The sequence below is a fragment of the Pseudomonas sp. c313 genome, from assembly GCF_055407145.1.
Genome location: NZ_JBUZRD010000003.1, coordinates 296,081 through 312,318, shown reverse-complemented (window position 1 = coordinate 312,318; position 16,238 = coordinate 296,081). Strand labels below are relative to the sequence as shown.

Genomic DNA, 16,238 nt, shown 5'->3' with positions numbered 1-16,238 from the left:
TTAGCGCTTGTGGCCTGTGTCCAGCTTGTGTTCCAAATGAATGGAATAGCGGGACATACCAAAACAGAAAATCCAGAACACCAAGGCCGCAAACACATAGCCTTCGGTGGCCATACCCAACCATTTCGGGTCGGCGGCGGCTTGCTTGACGCTGTTGAGCAAGTCGAACAGGCCGATGATGATCACCAGGCTCGTGTCCTTGAACAGCGCAATGAAGGTGTTGACGATGCCCGGAATCACCATCTTCAACGCCTGGGGCAAGATCACCAGGCCCATACTGCGCCAGTAGCCCAGGCCCATCGCCGCAGCCGCTTCGTACTGGCCCTTGGGGATCGCCTGTAAACCACCGCGCACCACTTCAGCGACATAGGCCGACTGGAACAGGATCACGCCGATCAAGGCCCGCAGCAACTTGTCGATGCCCATGCCTTCAGGCAGGAACAACGGCAACATCACCGAAGACATGAACAGCACGGTGATCAACGGCACGCCGCGCCAGAACTCGATGAAGGTCACGCAGACAACCCGAATCGCCGGCATGTTCGAGCGTCGCCCCAGCGCCAGCAGGATGCCCAACGGCAAGGCCCCGGCGATACCGACCGTGGCGATCACCAGAGTCAGCATCAGGCCGCCCCATTGGCTGGTCGCTACATTGGTCAGGCCGAAGATCCCGCCGTGTAGCAGGAAGTAGGCAATGATCGGATACAGCACCAAAAAACTCAGGCCGTAGACTGCCTTGCGTTGAAAGCGCGAGATGAACAATGGCGCCACGCCAACAATGGCCAGCCACACGGTCATGTCCACACGCCAGCGCAGCTCGCTGGGGTAGTAGCCGTACATGAACTGCCCGAAGCGCTGTTGGATAAACACCCAGCAGGCGCCCTCCTTGGTGCAGTCGGCGCGGGTAGTACCGACCCAGTTGGCGTCGATGATTGCCCAACTGAGGATCGGTGGCACCACCAGGTAGATCAGGTAGAACGCCAACAGCGTCAGCAGGGTATTGAGCCAGCTGGAAAACATGTTGGCGCGCATCCACGCCATCGGCCCGAAAACTTTGCTCGGTGGCGGCATATCAGGTTTGAAAGTATGCGTACTCATGGGCGTTTCCTCACCGCTCGATCAGCGCAATGCGCTTGTTGTACCAGTTCATCAGCAGGGAAATGCTGATGCTGATCGCCAGGTACACGCTCATGGTGATGGCAATGACTTCGATGGCCTGGCCGGTCTGGTTGAGCACCGTGCCGGCAAACAACGAAACCATTTCCGGGTAACCGATACCGGCCGCCAGAGACGAGTTTTTCGCCAGGTTCAGGTATTGGCTGGTCAGCGGCGGAATGATCACCCGCAACGCTTGCGGAATGATGACCTTGCGCAACGTTGGGCCAGGGCGCAGCCCCAGGGAGCGGGCTGCTTCGGTCTGGCCGTGGCTGACCGACTTGATCCCGGAGCGCACGATCTCGGCGATAAACGCCGCGGTGTACACCGTCAGGGCCAGGGTCAGCGCCAGCAGTTCTGGAATCAACACCCAGCCGCCAACGAAGTTGAAGCCCTTGAGTTCCGGCATTTCCCAATGCACTGGTGCACCGAACAACAACGCGCACAATGCAGGGATCACCAGGATCAGGCCCAGGCCCACCCAGACCTTGTGGAACGGCACGCCAGTGGCTTCAAAGCGCTTGTTGGCCCAGCGGGTCATCAGCACGATGGCGATGATCGCCACCACAACGCTGACCACGAACGCCCAGAATCCGTCCGCCGCAATGGCGGCCGGCATGTTCAGGCCACGACTGCTGACAAAGAAGGTGTCACCGAAGTTATGACTGTTACGCGGCCCCGGCATGGTCAGGAACACCGCGAAGTACCAGAACAGGATTTGCAGCAGCGGCGGGATGTTGCGGAACACTTCCACATACACGGTCGCCAGTTTGCTGATGATCCAGTTCGGCGACAGCCGCGCCACACCAATAATGAAACCGAGGAGGGTCGCCAGGACCACGCCGATCACGGTCACCAGCAAGGTGTTGAGCAGGCCGATCACAAAGACCCGGGCGTAGCTGTCCGATTCCGTGTAGTCGATCAGATGCTGAGCGATGCCGAAGCCGGCACTGCGCTCAAGGAAGTCAAAACCCGAGGTAATGCCCCGGTGCTGAAGGTTGGTTTGCGTGTTGTTGAACAGGTACCAGCCCAGCGAGACCACCGCGACAATGGTGATGATCTGAAATAGCCACGCACGCACTTTTGGATCGCTGAAGCTGAGCTTCTGCTTTGGTGCGCCGATTTGATTTTGCATGAAGTGCCCCAGAAATAATGGTACAGAACATCACCCGGCGGTTGGCCCACCGGGTGATAGAACCATCAGCGATCAGCGCACAGGTGGTGCGTATTGAATGCCGCCGTTGTTCCACAGCGCGTTCAAGCCACGGTCGATAGCCAGAGGGGTGTTCTTGCCCAGGTTCTTCTCGAACACTTCGCCGTAGTTACCCACTTGCTTGACGATCTGCACGACCCAGTCCTTGCGAACCTTCAGGTCCTTGCCATATTCACCGTCGGCGCCCAGCAGACGAGCGACGTCAGGGTTCTTGGTGGATTTGGCTTCGGCTTCAACGTTTTTCGAAGTGATACCGGCTTCTTCGGCGTTGAGCATGGCGAACAGGGTCCACTTGACGATGCTGAACCACTCTTCGTCGCCTTTACGCACGACCGGGCCCAGAGGCTCCTTGGAGATGGTTTCCGGCAGAACCACGTAGTCACCAGGGGACGCCAGCTTGCTGCGTTGTGCGTAGAGCTGGGATTTGTCCGAGGTCAACACGTCGCAACGACCGGATTCCAGCGACTTGGCGCTTTCGTCGGAGGTGTCGAAGGTGATCGGGGTGTACTTGAGGTTGTTGCCACGGAAGTAGTCGGAAACGTTCAGCTCAGTAGTGGTACCGGCCTGGATGCAGATGGTCGCGCCATCCAGTTCCTTGGCACTTTTCACACCCAGCTTGTTGTTTACCAGGAAGCCGATGCCGTCGTAGTAAGTCACGCCAGCGAACACCAGGCCCATGCCCGAATCCCGGGAACTGGTCCAGGTGGTATTACGCGACAGCACGTCAACTTCGCCGGACTGAAGCGCGGTGAAACGCTCCTTGGCATTCAACTGGCTGAATTTGACCTTGGTTGCGTCGCCGAAAACGGCAGCGGCCACGGCACGGCAAATGTCAGCGTCGATCCCGAGGATCTTGCCGCTGGCATCCGGTACCGAGAAGCCCGGCAAACCGTCGCTCACGCCACATTGCACAAAGCCTTTCTTCTGCACGGCATCCAGGGTGGCGCCGGCCTGGGCGAAACCACTGACACCCAATACGGCGGCCGCGGTCACGATGGCCAGGGTGGATTTCAATACCTTCATTCAAACCTCCAGTTTTGCTCTTGTTGTGTCGGAGCTTGAGCCCTGCCGCACCCTTTTGAGGCGAAATCGACCCGTGTTGGCTTTTTTTGGGGTCAAACGGCATCAGGCTGTCGCTATAAGTCCAGTAGGAGAAAGTCCATCGATGGATCGTCTTGCCCTCACCAAACAGCCGAACGGGCGATAGCCCTTTCATGTTTGCGAAGCCCGTAACAGGCAGTGGCAAACGTCCATCAATGGTCTTGCTATCCCCCATACGGCTGTGACTGATAGTGTTACCGCCGTAAGAGAGAGCTGACTTCAGCTTCTGCATAGCAAGCGCCGTACCACACTGGCGGCCAAAGCGATTCAGCCGCAGGTCAAGAGCAAAAGATTCAACCTTGCGACATCTTCTTAACTGATTAACCGACTGCGCACCGTCCCGACGCACTCAATCGGAGCGAGCGCACATTAATGGAGCAAACATGACCGAACCCTTGATTCTTCAGCCCGCCAAGCCCGCAGACGCCTGCGTTATCTGGTTGCATGGCCTGGGTGCCGATCGCTACGACTTCCTGCCGGTAGCCGAAGCCCTGCAGGAAACATTGCTGACCACACGCGTCGTTTTGCCCCAGGCACCGACTCGCGCGGTGACCATCAACGGCGGCTATGAAATGCCCAGTTGGTACGACATTCTGGCCATGAGCCCGGCCCGGGCCATCAGCCGCGAACAGCTTGATGAGTCGGCGAAAATGGTCACCGACTTGATCGAGGAGCAAAAAACCAGCGGAATAGACCCTTCGCGAATTTTTCTCGCCGGCTTTTCCCAAGGCGGCGCAGTGGTATTACACGCAGCCTTCCTGAAATGGCAGGGTGCCTTGGGTGGCGTACTTGCCCTCTCCACTTACGCACCGACCTTCAGCGATGAGCTGGAATTATCCGCCAGCCAACAGCGTATTCCTGTGCTGTGCCTACATGGTCAGTACGACGACGTGGTACAGAACGCCATGGGCCGTAGCGCTTATGAGCATTTGAAGTCCCGTGGTGTCACCGTGACATGGCAGGAATACCCAATGGGCCACGAAGTGTTACCCGAGGAGATACGCGATATCGGTGCCTGGTTGACCACTCATTTGGGCTGAAAACCATACATTGTGTAGCCGTATGACCAACGCACTACGCCGCGCCCGATTCTTGCATTACACTGGCCGGCGTACATTCCTTAACCAATTGATGAGATGACCGTGCTCAAAGCACTCAAGAAAATGTTCGGTAAAAGCGAGGCTGAGCAGCTCGCGCCTGGTTCCAGTGCCCACGCCCACGTTCAAGGCAGCCGCAATGACGGTCAGCAGCCAGGCCGGACCGCACCTGTTGCCTCGCCAAAAAAAGAGCCGGTGACCACACCCGCCACGGTTGAAACCGCGCAAGAACAGCCCGCTGAGAAGCCGCTCCAGGAGAAGCCTCGCCGCGAGCGAGCGCCCAAACCGGTGGTCATTCCCTGGAAACTGGAAGACTTCGCAGTCGAACCCCAGGAAGGCAAAACCCGTTTCCACGACTTCAAACTCGCCCCGGAACTGATGCACGCCATCCAGGACCTGGGTTTCCCGTACTGCACGCCGATCCAGGCGCAAGTACTGGGTTTCACCCTGGCGGGTAAAGACGCCATCGGTCGCGCGCAGACCGGCACCGGCAAGACCGCCGCGTTCCTGATCTCGATCATCACTCAACTGCTGCAAACCCCGCCGCCCAAAGAGCGCTACATGGGCGAGCCCCGTGCGCTGATCATCGCTCCGACCCGGGAGTTGGTGGTGCAGATCGCCAAAGACGCCGCCGACCTGACCAAGTACACCGGCCTCAACGTCATGACGTTCGTGGGCGGCATGGACTTCGACAAACAGCTCAAGCACCTGGAAGCACGCCACTGCGACATCCTGGTAGCCACACCGGGCCGTTTGCTGGACTTCAACCAGCGCGGCGACGTGCACCTGGACATGGTCGAAGTGATGGTGCTGGACGAAGCCGACCGCATGCTCGACATGGGTTTCATCCCGCAAGTGCGTCAGATCATTCGCCAGACCCCGCCGAAAGACGAACGCCAGACCCTGCTGTTCTCCGCGACCTTCACTGAAGACGTGATGAACCTCGCCAAGCAGTGGACCACTGAGCCGTCCATCGTCGAGATCGAAGCGCTGAACGTTGCCAGCGAAAACGTCGAACAGCACATCTACGCCGTTGCCGGCGCCGACAAGTACAAGTTGCTCTACAACTTGATCAACGACAACGGCTGGGAACGGGTCATGGTCTTTGCCAACCGCAAGGACGAAGTGCGGCGCATCGAAGAACGCCTGGTGCGTGACGGCGTCAACGCTGCGCAATTGTCCGGCGACGTACCGCAGCACAAGCGTATCAAGACGCTGGAAGGTTTTCGCGAAGGCAAGATTCGCGTGCTGGTGGCCACCGACGTGGCCGGCCGTGGGATTCATATCGAAGGCATCAGCCACGTGATCAACTTCACCCTGCCGGAAGTACCGGACGACTACGTACACCGCATCGGCCGTACCGGTCGCGCAGGTGCCGCTGGCGTGTCCATCAGCTTTGCCGGTGAAGATGACTCCTATCAGTTGCCGTCGATCGAAACCCTGCTGGGCCGCAAGATCAGTTGCGAAACGCCGACCACGCATTTGTTGCGCCCGGTGGAGCGCAAACGGCCTTAAGGACTACGCCGCTTTCTGTAGGAGCGAGCTTGCTCGCGAAAAACGTTAACGATAACGCGTGCATCCTGGATAAACGCGGTGCCCTTGAGTTTTTCGCGAGCAAGCTCGCTCCTACAGAAGAGCCTTCAAGGAGGAACACATGAACCAGGCCGACTACATCATTATCGGCGGTGGAATCGCTGGGGCGTCCGCCGGTTACTGGCTGTCGCAACATGCCCGCGTCATCGTACTGGAGCGCGAATCGCTGCCGGGTTACCACTCCACCGGCCGCTCAGCCGCCCTGTACATCGCTGCCTACGGTACGCCCCAAGTGCGTGCCCTCACCCTCGGCAGCCGCGCCTTCTTCGATCACCCGCCCACAGGTTTCGCCGAGCATCCACTGCTCACGCCTCGTGGTGAATTGCTGGTGGACTTGATTGACGATCCCGCTGAGCTGCAGCGCCAATACCTGAGTGCCAAGGCCCTGGTGCCCGAAACACGGCTGCTCAACGTCGAGGAGTCGATGGCCATGATGCCGATCCTGCGCCGGGAGAAAGTCCATGGAGGGATTTACGATCCGACGGTCTGTGACATCGATACCGACGCGCTGTATCAGGGTTACTTGCGTGGCATTCGGCGCAATGGCGGTGAAATCCACACCGACAATGAGGTGCTGCAACTGACCCGCGACAGCCAGGGTCAGTGGCTGATCCGCACCTCACAACAACGCTTCAGCGCCCCGGTTATTATCAATGCCGCTGGCGCATGGGCCGATACTCTCGGCGAACTGGCCGGTGCCCGAAAAATCGGCCTGCAACCCAAGCGGCGTAGCGCATTCATCTTCGCGCCTCCTGCCGAACTAGACATCCACTCCTGGCCGGAGCTGGCGGCCCTCGACGGTTCGTTCTATATGAAACCCGACGCGGGCATGTTCCTCGGCTCACCGGCCAATGCCGACCCCGTCGAGCCCCATGATGTGCAGCCTGAAGAGCTGGACATTGCCATGGGTATCTATCAGATCGAAGAAGCCACCACCCTGACTATCCGCCGCCCGACACGAACGTGGGCCGGGTTGCGCAGTTTTGTCAGTGATGGGGACCTGGTGTGCGGGTTTGATCCGCAGGTGGAGGGGTTGTTCTGGGTTGCCGCTCAGGGTGGTTATGGGATTCAAACATCGCCAGCCATGGGTCAGGCCAGTGCGGCGCTGGTGCGGGGTGAGAAGTTGCCGCAGGCACTGGCAGGGTTTGGGTTGACAGAGGCGATGTTGTCGCCACACAGACTGAAAACCTCAGAATAACCCTGTGGCGAGCGGGCTTGTCGGATCGCCACAACAAGCCCACTCACCACAAGTGCAGCACCCACTATTTATTTCCAGCGATCGGCCGCCGCATGATCGCTGTCGCGCCCTTCCACCCAGCGCGCCCCTTCGTTAGTGTTTTCCTTCTTCCAGAACGGCGCACGCGTTTTCAGGTAGTCCATCACAAACGCGCAGGCATCAAAGGCCGCCTGGCGATGAGCACTGGCAGCGGCAACGAAAACGATAGGTTCGCCGGGCTCCAAGGCGCCGATGCGGTGCAACACTTCCAGCTTGAGCAACGGCCAGCGTTGTTCAGCCTCCACGGCGATCTTGCCGAGGGCCTTTTCGGTCATGCCTGGATAGTGCTCCAGGAACATTCCCGCCACATCGAGGCCGTCGTTGAAGTCGCGCACGTAACCGACAAAACTCACCACCGCGCCAACGCCAACGTTAGCCGCATGCATGGCGTTGACTTCCGCGCCTGGATCAAAGGGCTGGGCCTGCACACGAATCGCCATGCTTAGCCTCCGGTCACGGGGGGGAAAAAAGCCACTTCATCACCGTCAGCCAGCGGCTCGTCGAGCGAACAAAGCTCTTCATTGCGGGCGCACATCAAGCCGGTTTCGTTGAGCACTTCAAATTCGGGATCTGCTGCCAACGCCTGGCGCACGGCCTCAACCGTGGCGAAATCGCCTTCGACCTCCAGCGAGTCCAGATCCACGGCTTCGCGATAGCGGGCAAAAAACAGCACTGTGATACTCATTGTTCATCCGCCTTGAAATGCCCACTTTTGCCGCCGAGTTTTTCCAGCAGGCGAATACTTTCGATGGTCATGCCACGGTCCACTGCCTTGCACATATCGTAGATGGTCAGGGCAGCAACACTGGCCGCGGTCAGCGCTTCCATCTCCACGCCAGTCTGGCCGGACAGCTTGCAGCGGGCGACGATATGTACCGCGTCGTCGCCTTCGGCACTGAGTTCGACCTTGACGCCGGTGAGCATCAGCGGGTGACACAGGGGGATCAAATCACTGGTCTTCTTCGCTGCCTGGATCCCGGCGATCCGCGCCACGGCAAACACGTCGCCCTTGGGGTGGGCGCCGTCGACGATCATTTTCAGGGTGCCGGGCAGCATACGCACCCGCGCTTCGGCCACCGCTTCACGGAACGTCACGGTTTTTTCAGTGACGTCGACCATGTGGGCGCGACCTTGGGAATCGAGATGAGTTAGCACAGGGATACTCCTGATCAGAAGCAGGGATTGTAAACCTGTGGGTCAATTTTGCGTACGCGCGTTTTATGTCGCAGTAGAAACCGGGCGACAGCATCGTCGCCCGGTTGCGGTTGGTGTTACAGGTGGGATTCGGCGTATTCCGCCAGAATCGAACGTGGAACCCCTTGCAGGGCGATGTGCACGCCGTTGGGGAAGTCCTTGAAGCGTTCCGTCAGGTAGGTCAGCCCGGAGCTGGTCGCGGACAGGTAAGGGGTGTCGATTTGTGCCAGGTTGCCCAGGCACACCACTTTAGAGCCGGCGCCTGCACGGGTGATGATGGTTTTCATCTGGTGCGGCGTGAGGTTCTGGCATTCATCGATCAAGATCAGGCTTTGCTGGAAGCTGCGACCCCGGATGTAGTTGAGGGATTTGAACTGCAACGGCACTTTGCTGAGGATGTAGTCGACGCTGCCATGGGTGTTTTCGTCATCCATGTGCAAGGCTTCGAGGTTGTCGGTGATCGCCCCCAGCCACGGCTCCATTTTTTCCGCCTCGGTGCCGGGCAGGAAACCGATTTCCTGGTCCAGGCCCTGCACGCTGCGGGTGGCGATGATGCGGCGATAACGTTTGGTGACCATGGTCTGCTCGATGGCGGCAGCCAGGGCGAGGATGGTTTTCCCCGAGCCTGCGGCGCCGGTCAGGTTGACCAGGTGGATGTCCGGATCGAGCAGGGCATACAGCGCCAGGCTCTGGTAAATGTCACGCGGTTTCAGGCCCCAGGCTTCCTGGTGCAACAGGGGTTCCTGATGCAGGTCGAGGATCAGCAATTTATCGACCTGGATCTCCTTGATCCAGCCGACAAAGCCCTGTTCGTCGATGATGAATTCGTTGATGTGCACGGCCGGCAGGTTGTCGATCAGTTGTACCTGGTGCCAGGTGCGGCCATGGTCCTGACGGGTTTCGACCTTGCTGACGCGATCCCAGAACGAGCCGGTCATGTTGTGATAACCACGGGAAAGCATCGACACATCGTCGACCAGTTGGTCGGTACTGTAGTCCTCGGCAGCGATCCCACACGCTCGTGCCTTGAGGCGCATATTGATGTCTTTGGTCACCAGCACCAGGCGCAGGTCCTTGTCGCGTGTGTGCAGGTCGATCAATTGGTTGATGATTTTGTTGTCGTTCAGATTTTCCGGCAGCAGGCTGTTGGGCTCGCTGCGCTTGTTCATCAGAATCGACAGCAAGCCCTTGGGCCCGCTTTTACCGCGCTGGATCGGTACGCCCACCTCGACGTCGGCGGGTGACGCTTCGCCCAGGGTCTTGTCGATCAAGCGGATGGCCTGGCGACATTCGGCGGCAACGCTGTGAGGCCCGCTTTTAAGTTTGTCGAGTTCCTCAAGCACGATCATCGGGATGGCGACGTGGTGTTCTTCGAAATTGAGCAGCGCGTTTGGATCGTGGATCAATACGTTGGTATCAAGCACATAAAGGATTGGCTGGTTGGAAGAAGGGTTACGTCCATGATCATCCATACTCGGTCACCTTTGTGGGAGCCAGTCGACGCAATACCGTGACAGTGCTGCGCCTCGATTCGACCACCGAACACACCTGAGGGACGTCAAGTGCGTTGCACACAAGAGGAGTCTTGGAAGACGCCACCTGTGTTGCAGGTTTCGGCTGTCTGTCTTCGTAATACCGCAAAACCCATGACAGAAAAAAGCACTTTGACGCTTTTTTGAAGTTTATTTTTCAGGATGACGAATAGCACTAGGCGAGCGCCCGATGCACCGTTAAAGTCAGAAGTCCGCCTGTATCGAAATTTTTCCCGTTTTCGCCCCAAAAAACCCTCAACCCCAACAGGGCCAGGCATCTTGTCGTTTCAGCGAAACGCTTCGCGACAATCCTGCCAGCCGAGTCCACTTTCAGCCGTCGCCTGCAACAGCCAGGGCAGCGCCACTCGTGCCTTGTCCTGAGTGTCATGGAACACAATCACCCCACGGCGCCACAGCAGCATCAACGTCAGTACCCGCTGGGCGGACTCATCGGCCTTGAGTTTGCCCGCCTCATCCTCCGAATCGATGTCCCACAACGCCACTTGCAGCCCCTGAGACTGGAAAAACCCCTGGGCATCAGCGCGACGCTGGCCATACGGCGGCCGGAACAACGGCACATAGTTTTCCGGCAACAGGTTCTGCACCAGCGTGGCACTGCGGGTGATCGAACTTTGCCAGTCAACCCAATGACTGTGGGAGCGGTACTGCCAGCCCTGGATGCCGACACACTGGTCCTGATAAAGCGCCTGCACATCGGCAGGCGAACTTTTCTCCAGACGCATCTGCAGGCTGTTGCCGAGGGCGAAGAACGTGGCGTTCATTTTCTGTTTGCGCAGGTAGTCGGCGAGCCAATCGGTATTGCCGCTGGTCGGCGCCGGGCCGCCGTCGAAGGTCAACAAAAACAGGCGGTCGTTCAGCTCATTGCCGTTACGCTCATGGTCGCCGAAGCGCGCCACTTCGCTGCTGATTTGCGGGAACAGCGCGGCCTTGCGCAGTTGTTCATCCAGGTAACGCTCGTGGAAAGCCCGGCTTGGCGCGGCCCAGCCTATGTAGAAGGAGCTGTCGCTGACCTCGAACTTGCCGGCCTGCTCACGCAGGTCGTCCATGCTTTCCACCAGGTAGCAGAACGAGGCGTCCTGCTCACAGCTTTGCTGGGCGAACGTGTAGTTTTCCAGCAGCCGTTGCCACAGCTGGCGGCGCAAGTCGTCGATGGACCCCAGGTTGATGATCTTCAGGCCCAGGCGCTGTTTGAGGGCAGGTTCATCAAGGGCTTCGCTGGCCAGCAAGGCACGGGCGAACATCAGGATTTCCGCCCGGGATGCCACATCGAACAGCGCCGGGCTACTCAATTTCTCGGGCCAGGTGCTGCGGTCCAGGCTGGCCACATCCACCGGCGCCGCCTGAATATTCAAACACACCAGCCAGGCTGACAATAAAAGCGCAATTCGCACAGAGGGTCTCCATCTCCAGAGTCGTCGGGCACTATAGCCGATCACCCCCTATCAGCATCATAGGTGGAGTCAAACCGCCCCAGCCCCTAGAATCCCCCGACGATTACAGGAGACGACTTCATGCTGATGGTGATTTCCCCAGCCAAAACCCTCGATTTCGAGTCACCGCCGGTGACCCCGCGCTTTACCCAGCCGCAATATCTCGACCACTCCCAGGAGCTGATCGAGCAATTGCGCGAGCTGAGCCCAGCGCAGATCAGCGAGCTGATGCACGTCTCCGACAAGATCGGCGGCCTCAACGCGGCGCGCTTTGGCAGTTGGACCCCAGCCTTCACACCGGCCAACGCCAAACAGGCGTTGCTGGCGTTCAAGGGCGACGTCTACACCGGCCTGAATGCCGAGACCTTCAAGGACGCCGACTTCGCCTACGCCCAGGATCACCTGCGCATGCTCTCCGGCCTGTACGGCCTGCTGCGCCCCCTGGACCTGATGATGCCTTACCGGCTGGAGATGGGCACCAAACTGGCCAACGCACGTGGCAAGGACCTGTACGCCTTCTGGGGAACCCGTATTAGCGAGTGGCTCAACGAAGCCCTGGTCGAACAGGGCGATGACGTTTTGCTCAACCTGGCCTCCAACGAGTACTTCTCGGCGGTCAAGCGCCCGGCCTTGAACGCACGGATCATCAACACCGAGTTCAAGGACCTGAAAAACGGCCAGTACAAGATCATCAGCTTCTACGCCAAGAAGGCCCGAGGCATGATGAGCCGCTTTGTGATTGAAGAACGCATCAACGACCCGACCTTGCTCAAGCAGTTTGATGCCCAGGGTTATCGCTTCAATGCCGAGCAGTCCAAGCCGGATAACCTGGTGTTTTTGCGCGACCACGCACCGGAATAAGGCTACCCCTGACAACGCACAACCTGTGGAGAGTGGGCGAGCCCCCTCTCCACAAAAGCCTCTCCTCCTCCCTTTCCTTCGCGGAAAATCGTCATTTATTTGGCGTCAAAAATTATTCTTCAGAATTTATAACGATTCTTTCACTCGACATTCGTCAGTTTTTTTTGTAGTGGCACCACTTTTTTAAATCAGTAGTGGCACAAAACCATTTAAACCCCGCAACTCCCTACAACTACTGACTAAAGCAGCAAGTGCTATCACTCCACTACCAGTGCCATCTTTCTCAATATTTCAAGAAATTTCCGGAAACAGGATGAGCGGCCAGGAACTATGTCCTAAAGCACCGCTCATACCACCGGTAACGATTATCTCTTTCCTTGTACGAGATTACTTACACAGCGACCAACGGAAGTAGCCAAGTATGTCACATACACTTTGGCTCGATGGTCAAACCATCAACTGATTAGTTGAGGACGGGCGATAAGGCTTCACAGCCATCCCCTACAAGGCCAAGGCTGAGCTTACCTATGCGGGCCAGTGAGACAACCCAAGGCATTGATATTAAAGACCTAAAAGTCAATATCGAATCCTTGCAGCACTGGCACCAGGCATTCCAAAAGGAAGCCTGGCTGCATTTTAGAGCAAGCCTCAATAACAAGGCCAAGTTGCGCACAACTTGAGTGCATTAGTTAGTCACTCGATTTTTAATATGCCTGTACATGGCAATGGGGCGTCTATTCGCTGCATCTCCTAGTGCATGAGTGACGCTTTAAAACATGAACTCCGGCCATCTAATGGCATGATTAACACAGAGGTAAATGCGATGCGCATCAGCATATTTGGTTTGGGTTACGTTGGCGCAGTCTGTGCCGGTTGCCTGTCTGCACGGGGCCATGAGGTCATTGGCGTAGACATCTCCAAGGATAAGATCGACCTGATCAATGCGGGTAAATCCCCCATCGTTGAACCGGGTCTGGGCGAACTGTTGAGCCAGGGTATTAAAACCGGCCGACTGCGCGGCACCACCAACTTCGCCGACGCAATCCGCGATACCGACCTGTCGATGATTTGCGTCGGCACGCCGAGCAAGAAGAACGGCGACCTGGAACTCAACTACATCGAAGCGGTGTGCCGCGAGATCGGTTTTGTCCTGCGGGACAAGACCACCCGCCACACCATCGTGGTGCGCAGCACCGTATTGCCGGGCACCGTGGCCAATGTGGTGATCCCGATTCTCGAAGACTGCTCGGGCAAGAAAGCCGGCGTCGACTTCGGCGTCGCGGTCAACCCTGAATTCCTGCGTGAAAGCACCGCCATCGCCGACTACGACTTGCCACCGATGACCGTCATCGGCGAATTCGACAAAGCCTCCGGCGATGTCCTGCAGTCGCTGTACGAAGAGCTCGACGCGCCGATCATCCGCAAGGACATCGCCGTCGCCGAGATGATCAAGTACACCTGCAACGTCTGGCATGCGACCAAAGTGACCTTCGCCAACGAAATCGGCAACATCGCCAAGGCAGTGGGTGTCGATGGCCGCGAAGTGATGGAAGTGGTCTGCCAGGACAAGACCCTCAACCTGTCCCAGTACTACATGCGTCCGGGCTTTGCCTTCGGCGGTTCCTGCCTGCCCAAGGACGTGCGCGCCCTGACCTACCGCGCCAGTTCCCTGGACGTGGAAGCACCACTGCTCAACTCGCTGATGCGCAGCAACGAGTCCCAGGTGCAGAACGCCTTCGACATCATCTCCGGCCACGACAAGCGCAAGGTTGCCCTGCTGGGCCTGAGCTTCAAGGCCGGCACCGATGACCTGCGCGAAAGCCCCCTGGTGGAACTGGCGGAAATGCTGATCGGCAAGGGCTTCGACCTGAGCATCTACGACAGTAACGTCGAGTACGCCCGTGTCCACGGCGCCAACAAGGATTACATCGAGTCGAAGATCCCCCACGTGTCGTCCCTGCTCAACTCGGACTTCGACGACGTGATCAACAACTGCGACGTGATCGTCCTCGGCAACCGCGACGAGAAATTCCGCGCCCTGGCCCAGACCGCGCCCCACGGCAAGCAAGTGGTCGACCTGGTCGGTTTCATGTCCAAAGCCACCAGCGTGAGTGGCCGTACCGAAGGTATTTGCTGGTAAGAGCAGCAGCGAGCTGCAAGCTTCAAGCGGCAAGTTAAAAGCGCTTCACTTGCAGCTTGTAGCTTGCGGCTTGAAGCCTCCTTCACCTTCGGATGACGCTTATGTCCAAGCTAAAACACGTGCTACTTCAATCCGCTGGCTGGCTTTTGTTTTTAAGCCTGTTGATGGGCCTGGCCCTGGCATTGCCGGCGACCATCTTCGACTCCGAGTCCAAGGACTTCATATTCCTGATTGGCGCCGTCGGCATCTGGCGCTACTCCATGGGTGCCACACACTTTGTGCGCGGCATGCTGTTTCTCTACGTGGTCTACCCGCACCTGCGGCGCAAAGTGCGCAAATTGGGCAAGTCGGCAGACCCGTCTCACGTATTCCTGATGGTCACCAGCTTTCGTATCGATGCGCTGACCACTGCCCAGGTCTACCGCTCGGTGATCCGCGAAGCCATCGAATGCGGCTTCCCCACCACCGTGGTCTGCTCCCTGGTGGAGATGTCCGATGAGCTGCTGGTCAAGAGCCTTTGGGAAAAGATGAACCCACCGGCCCACGTTGAGCTGGACTTCGTGCGCATCGCCGGCACCGGCAAGCGTGACGGCCTGGCCTACGGTTTCCGCGCCATCTCCCGCCACCTGCCGGACGACCGCGCCGTGGTTGCAGTGATCGACGGCGACACCGTGCTCGCCGAAGGCGTCGTGCGCAAGACCGTGCCGTGGTTCCAGCTATTCGGCAATGTCGGCGGCCTGACCACCAACGAGTTCTGCGAAGTACGCGGCGGCTACATCATGAGCGAGTGGCACAAACTGCGCTTCGCCCAGCGCCACATCAACATGTGCTCCATGGCGCTGTCCAAGCGCGTGCTGACCATGACCGGGCGCATGTCGGTGTTCCGCGCCAGCGTCGTCACCGACCCGAGCTTTATCGCCGACGTCGAAAGCGACTCGCTGCAACACTGGCGCCTGGGCCGCTTCAAGTTCTTGACCGGCGATGACAAGTCCAGCTGGTTCAGCCTGATGCGCCTGGGCTACGACACCTTCTACGTGCCGGATGCCGCGATCAACACCGTCGAGCATCCACCGGAAAAGAGCTTTATCAAGGCCAGCCGCAAACTGATGTTCCGTTGGTACGGCAACAACCTGCGGCAGAACTCCCGGGCCCTGGGCCTGGGTGTGAAACGCCTCGGGGCGTTCACCAGCGTGGTGCTGTTCGACCAGCGCGTGTCGATGTGGACATCCTTGCTGGGCCTGACCGTGGCGATCATCGCCAGCTTCAAATACGGCGGCGCGTTCATCCTCGCCTACCTGCTGTGGATCGGCATCACCCGCCTGATCCTGACCCTGCTGCTGTCGTGTTCCGGCCACAAGATCGGCCCGGCCTACCCGGTGATTCTCTATTACAACCAGATCGTCGGCGCGCTGGTAAAAATTTACGTGTTCTTCCGCCTCGATCAACAGTCCTGGACCCGCCAGGACACCAAACTGACCCGCGATTTGGCCAGCTTTCAACGTTGGTTCAACACCTGGTCGTCTCGGACCATGACCTTCTCCGCCGGCAGCATCTTCGTTGCCGTGTTGCTGATGATGGTTTGACCCTGCCAAGCCTGAATTAACTAGGAATTACACCGCCATGAA

General features: G+C 58.4%; 14 protein-coding genes. 6 read left to right on the top strand and 8 right to left on the bottom strand.

What is annotated here, in order from left to right; genetic code table 11:
* The 3 genes from ACZRKZ_RS10925 to ACZRKZ_RS10915 all read right to left on the bottom strand — a co-directional run bounded on the left by ACZRKZ_RS10925 (position 1) and on the right by ACZRKZ_RS10915 (position 3,391).
* Entirely contained in the window at positions 1–1,098 is a 1,098-nt protein-coding gene (locus ACZRKZ_RS10925; RefSeq protein WP_463967103.1) for an amino acid ABC transporter permease, read from the bottom strand.
* 10 nt (positions 1,099–1,108) lie between these two features.
* Positions 1,109–2,290 (bottom strand): amino acid ABC transporter permease, encoded by a 1,182-nt coding sequence (locus tag ACZRKZ_RS10920; protein WP_463981597.1) that lies wholly within the window; start codon positions 2,288–2,290, stop codon positions 1,109–1,111.
* A gap of 72 nt (positions 2,291–2,362) precedes the next feature.
* Positions 2,363–3,391, bottom strand: a complete 1,029-nt coding sequence (locus ACZRKZ_RS10915) for an amino acid ABC transporter substrate-binding protein (RefSeq protein WP_133099771.1) — start codon at positions 3,389–3,391, stop codon at positions 2,363–2,365.
* Positions 3,392–3,852: 461 nt separating this feature from the next.
* On the opposite strand from ACZRKZ_RS10915, the gene ACZRKZ_RS10910 reads away from it, so the two are divergent.
* The 3 genes from ACZRKZ_RS10910 to ACZRKZ_RS10900 all read left to right on the top strand — a co-directional run bounded on the left by ACZRKZ_RS10910 (position 3,853) and on the right by ACZRKZ_RS10900 (position 7,357).
* Entirely contained in the window at positions 3,853–4,509 is a 657-nt protein-coding gene (locus tag ACZRKZ_RS10910) for an alpha/beta hydrolase (RefSeq protein WP_463981596.1), read from the top strand.
* Positions 4,510–4,605: 96 nt separating this feature from the next.
* On the top strand, positions 4,606–6,081 hold the full coding sequence (rhlB, locus tag ACZRKZ_RS10905) for an ATP-dependent RNA helicase RhlB (RefSeq protein ID WP_463967107.1): 1,476 nt from the start codon (positions 4,606–4,608) through the stop codon (positions 6,079–6,081).
* A gap of 139 nt (positions 6,082–6,220) precedes the next feature.
* Positions 6,221–7,357 carry an NAD(P)/FAD-dependent oxidoreductase gene (locus ACZRKZ_RS10900; protein WP_463981595.1) on the top strand — a complete coding sequence of 379 codons (1,137 nt, stop codon included), beginning with the start codon at positions 6,221–6,223 and terminating at the stop codon, positions 7,355–7,357.
* A 68-nt stretch (positions 7,358–7,425) separates the two neighbouring features.
* Here ACZRKZ_RS10900 and moaE read toward each other — a convergent pair whose 3' ends face one another.
* The 5 genes from moaE to ACZRKZ_RS10875 form a co-directional block, all read right to left on the bottom strand.
* Entirely contained in the window at positions 7,426–7,875 is a 450-nt protein-coding gene (gene moaE, locus ACZRKZ_RS10895; RefSeq protein ID WP_149410970.1) for a molybdopterin synthase catalytic subunit MoaE, read from the bottom strand.
* 2 nt (positions 7,876–7,877) lie between these two features.
* The gene (gene moaD, locus ACZRKZ_RS10890) at positions 7,878–8,120 is read right to left on the bottom strand and encodes a molybdopterin converting factor subunit 1 (RefSeq protein WP_149410969.1); all 243 of its coding nucleotides are present in this window, start codon (positions 8,118–8,120) and stop codon (positions 7,878–7,880) included.
* Positions 8,117–8,590 (bottom strand): cyclic pyranopterin monophosphate synthase MoaC, encoded by a 474-nt coding sequence (gene moaC, locus ACZRKZ_RS10885; RefSeq protein WP_350612463.1) that lies wholly within the window; start codon positions 8,588–8,590, stop codon positions 8,117–8,119. The genes moaD and moaC overlap by 4 nt, the downstream gene beginning before the upstream one ends.
* A 116-nt stretch (positions 8,591–8,706) precedes the next feature.
* A complete protein-coding gene (locus ACZRKZ_RS10880; RefSeq protein ID WP_463967109.1) occupies positions 8,707–10,101 on the bottom strand; it encodes a PhoH family protein in 1,395 nt (464 codons plus the stop codon).
* Between the two features lie 347 nt (positions 10,102–10,448).
* Entirely contained in the window at positions 10,449–11,573 is a 1,125-nt protein-coding gene (locus tag ACZRKZ_RS10875) for a polysaccharide deacetylase family protein (protein WP_463981594.1), read from the bottom strand.
* 120 nt (positions 11,574–11,693) lie between these two features.
* On the opposite strand from ACZRKZ_RS10875, the gene yaaA reads away from it, so the two are divergent.
* The 3 genes from yaaA to alg8 all read left to right on the top strand — a co-directional run bounded on the left by yaaA (position 11,694) and on the right by alg8 (position 16,196).
* Positions 11,694–12,473: a peroxide stress protein YaaA gene (gene yaaA / locus ACZRKZ_RS10870; protein ID WP_463981593.1), complete on the top strand. Its 780-nt coding sequence runs from the start codon at positions 11,694–11,696 to the stop codon at positions 12,471–12,473.
* An 823-nt stretch (positions 12,474–13,296) separates the two neighbouring features.
* On the top strand, positions 13,297–14,613 hold the full coding sequence (locus ACZRKZ_RS10865) for a nucleotide sugar dehydrogenase (protein ID WP_463967112.1): 1,317 nt from the start codon (positions 13,297–13,299) through the stop codon (positions 14,611–14,613).
* A gap of 101 nt (positions 14,614–14,714) precedes the next feature.
* Positions 14,715–16,196 (top strand): mannuronan synthase, encoded by a 1,482-nt coding sequence (gene alg8 / locus ACZRKZ_RS10860; RefSeq protein ID WP_178114382.1) that lies wholly within the window; start codon positions 14,715–14,717, stop codon positions 16,194–16,196.
* Positions 16,197–16,238: the final 42 nt, after the last annotated feature.

What these genes read in the sequence shown, in the direction of transcription:
- ACZRKZ_RS10925 (WP_463967103.1), bottom strand. Translation starts at nt 1,098, where the DNA reads ATGAGTACGCATACTTTCAAACCTGATATGCCGCCACCGAGCAAAGTT.
- ACZRKZ_RS10920 (WP_463981597.1), bottom strand. Translation starts at nt 2,290, where the DNA reads ATGCAAAATCAAATCGGCGCACCAAAGCAGAAGCTCAGCTTCAGCGAT.
- ACZRKZ_RS10915 (WP_133099771.1), bottom strand. Translation starts at nt 3,391, where the DNA reads ATGAAGGTATTGAAATCCACCCTGGCCATCGTGACCGCGGCCGCCGTA.
- ACZRKZ_RS10910 (WP_463981596.1), top strand. Translation starts at nt 3,853, where the DNA reads ATGACCGAACCCTTGATTCTTCAGCCCGCCAAGCCCGCAGACGCCTGC.
- rhlB (WP_463967107.1), top strand. Translation starts at nt 4,606, where the DNA reads ATGACCGTGCTCAAAGCACTCAAGAAAATGTTCGGTAAAAGCGAGGCT.
- ACZRKZ_RS10900 (WP_463981595.1), top strand. Translation starts at nt 6,221, where the DNA reads ATGAACCAGGCCGACTACATCATTATCGGCGGTGGAATCGCTGGGGCG.
- moaE (WP_149410970.1), bottom strand. Translation starts at nt 7,875, where the DNA reads ATGGCGATTCGTGTGCAGGCCCAGCCCTTTGATCCAGGCGCGGAAGTC.
- moaD (WP_149410969.1), bottom strand. Translation starts at nt 8,120, where the DNA reads ATGAGTATCACAGTGCTGTTTTTTGCCCGCTATCGCGAAGCCGTGGAT.
- ACZRKZ_RS10880 (WP_463967109.1), bottom strand. Translation starts at nt 10,101, where the DNA reads ATGGATGATCATGGACGTAACCCTTCTTCCAACCAGCCAATCCTTTAT.
- yaaA (WP_463981593.1), top strand. Translation starts at nt 11,694, where the DNA reads ATGCTGATGGTGATTTCCCCAGCCAAAACCCTCGATTTCGAGTCACCG.
- ACZRKZ_RS10865 (WP_463967112.1), top strand. Translation starts at nt 13,297, where the DNA reads ATGCGCATCAGCATATTTGGTTTGGGTTACGTTGGCGCAGTCTGTGCC.
- alg8 (WP_178114382.1), top strand. Translation starts at nt 14,715, where the DNA reads ATGTCCAAGCTAAAACACGTGCTACTTCAATCCGCTGGCTGGCTTTTG.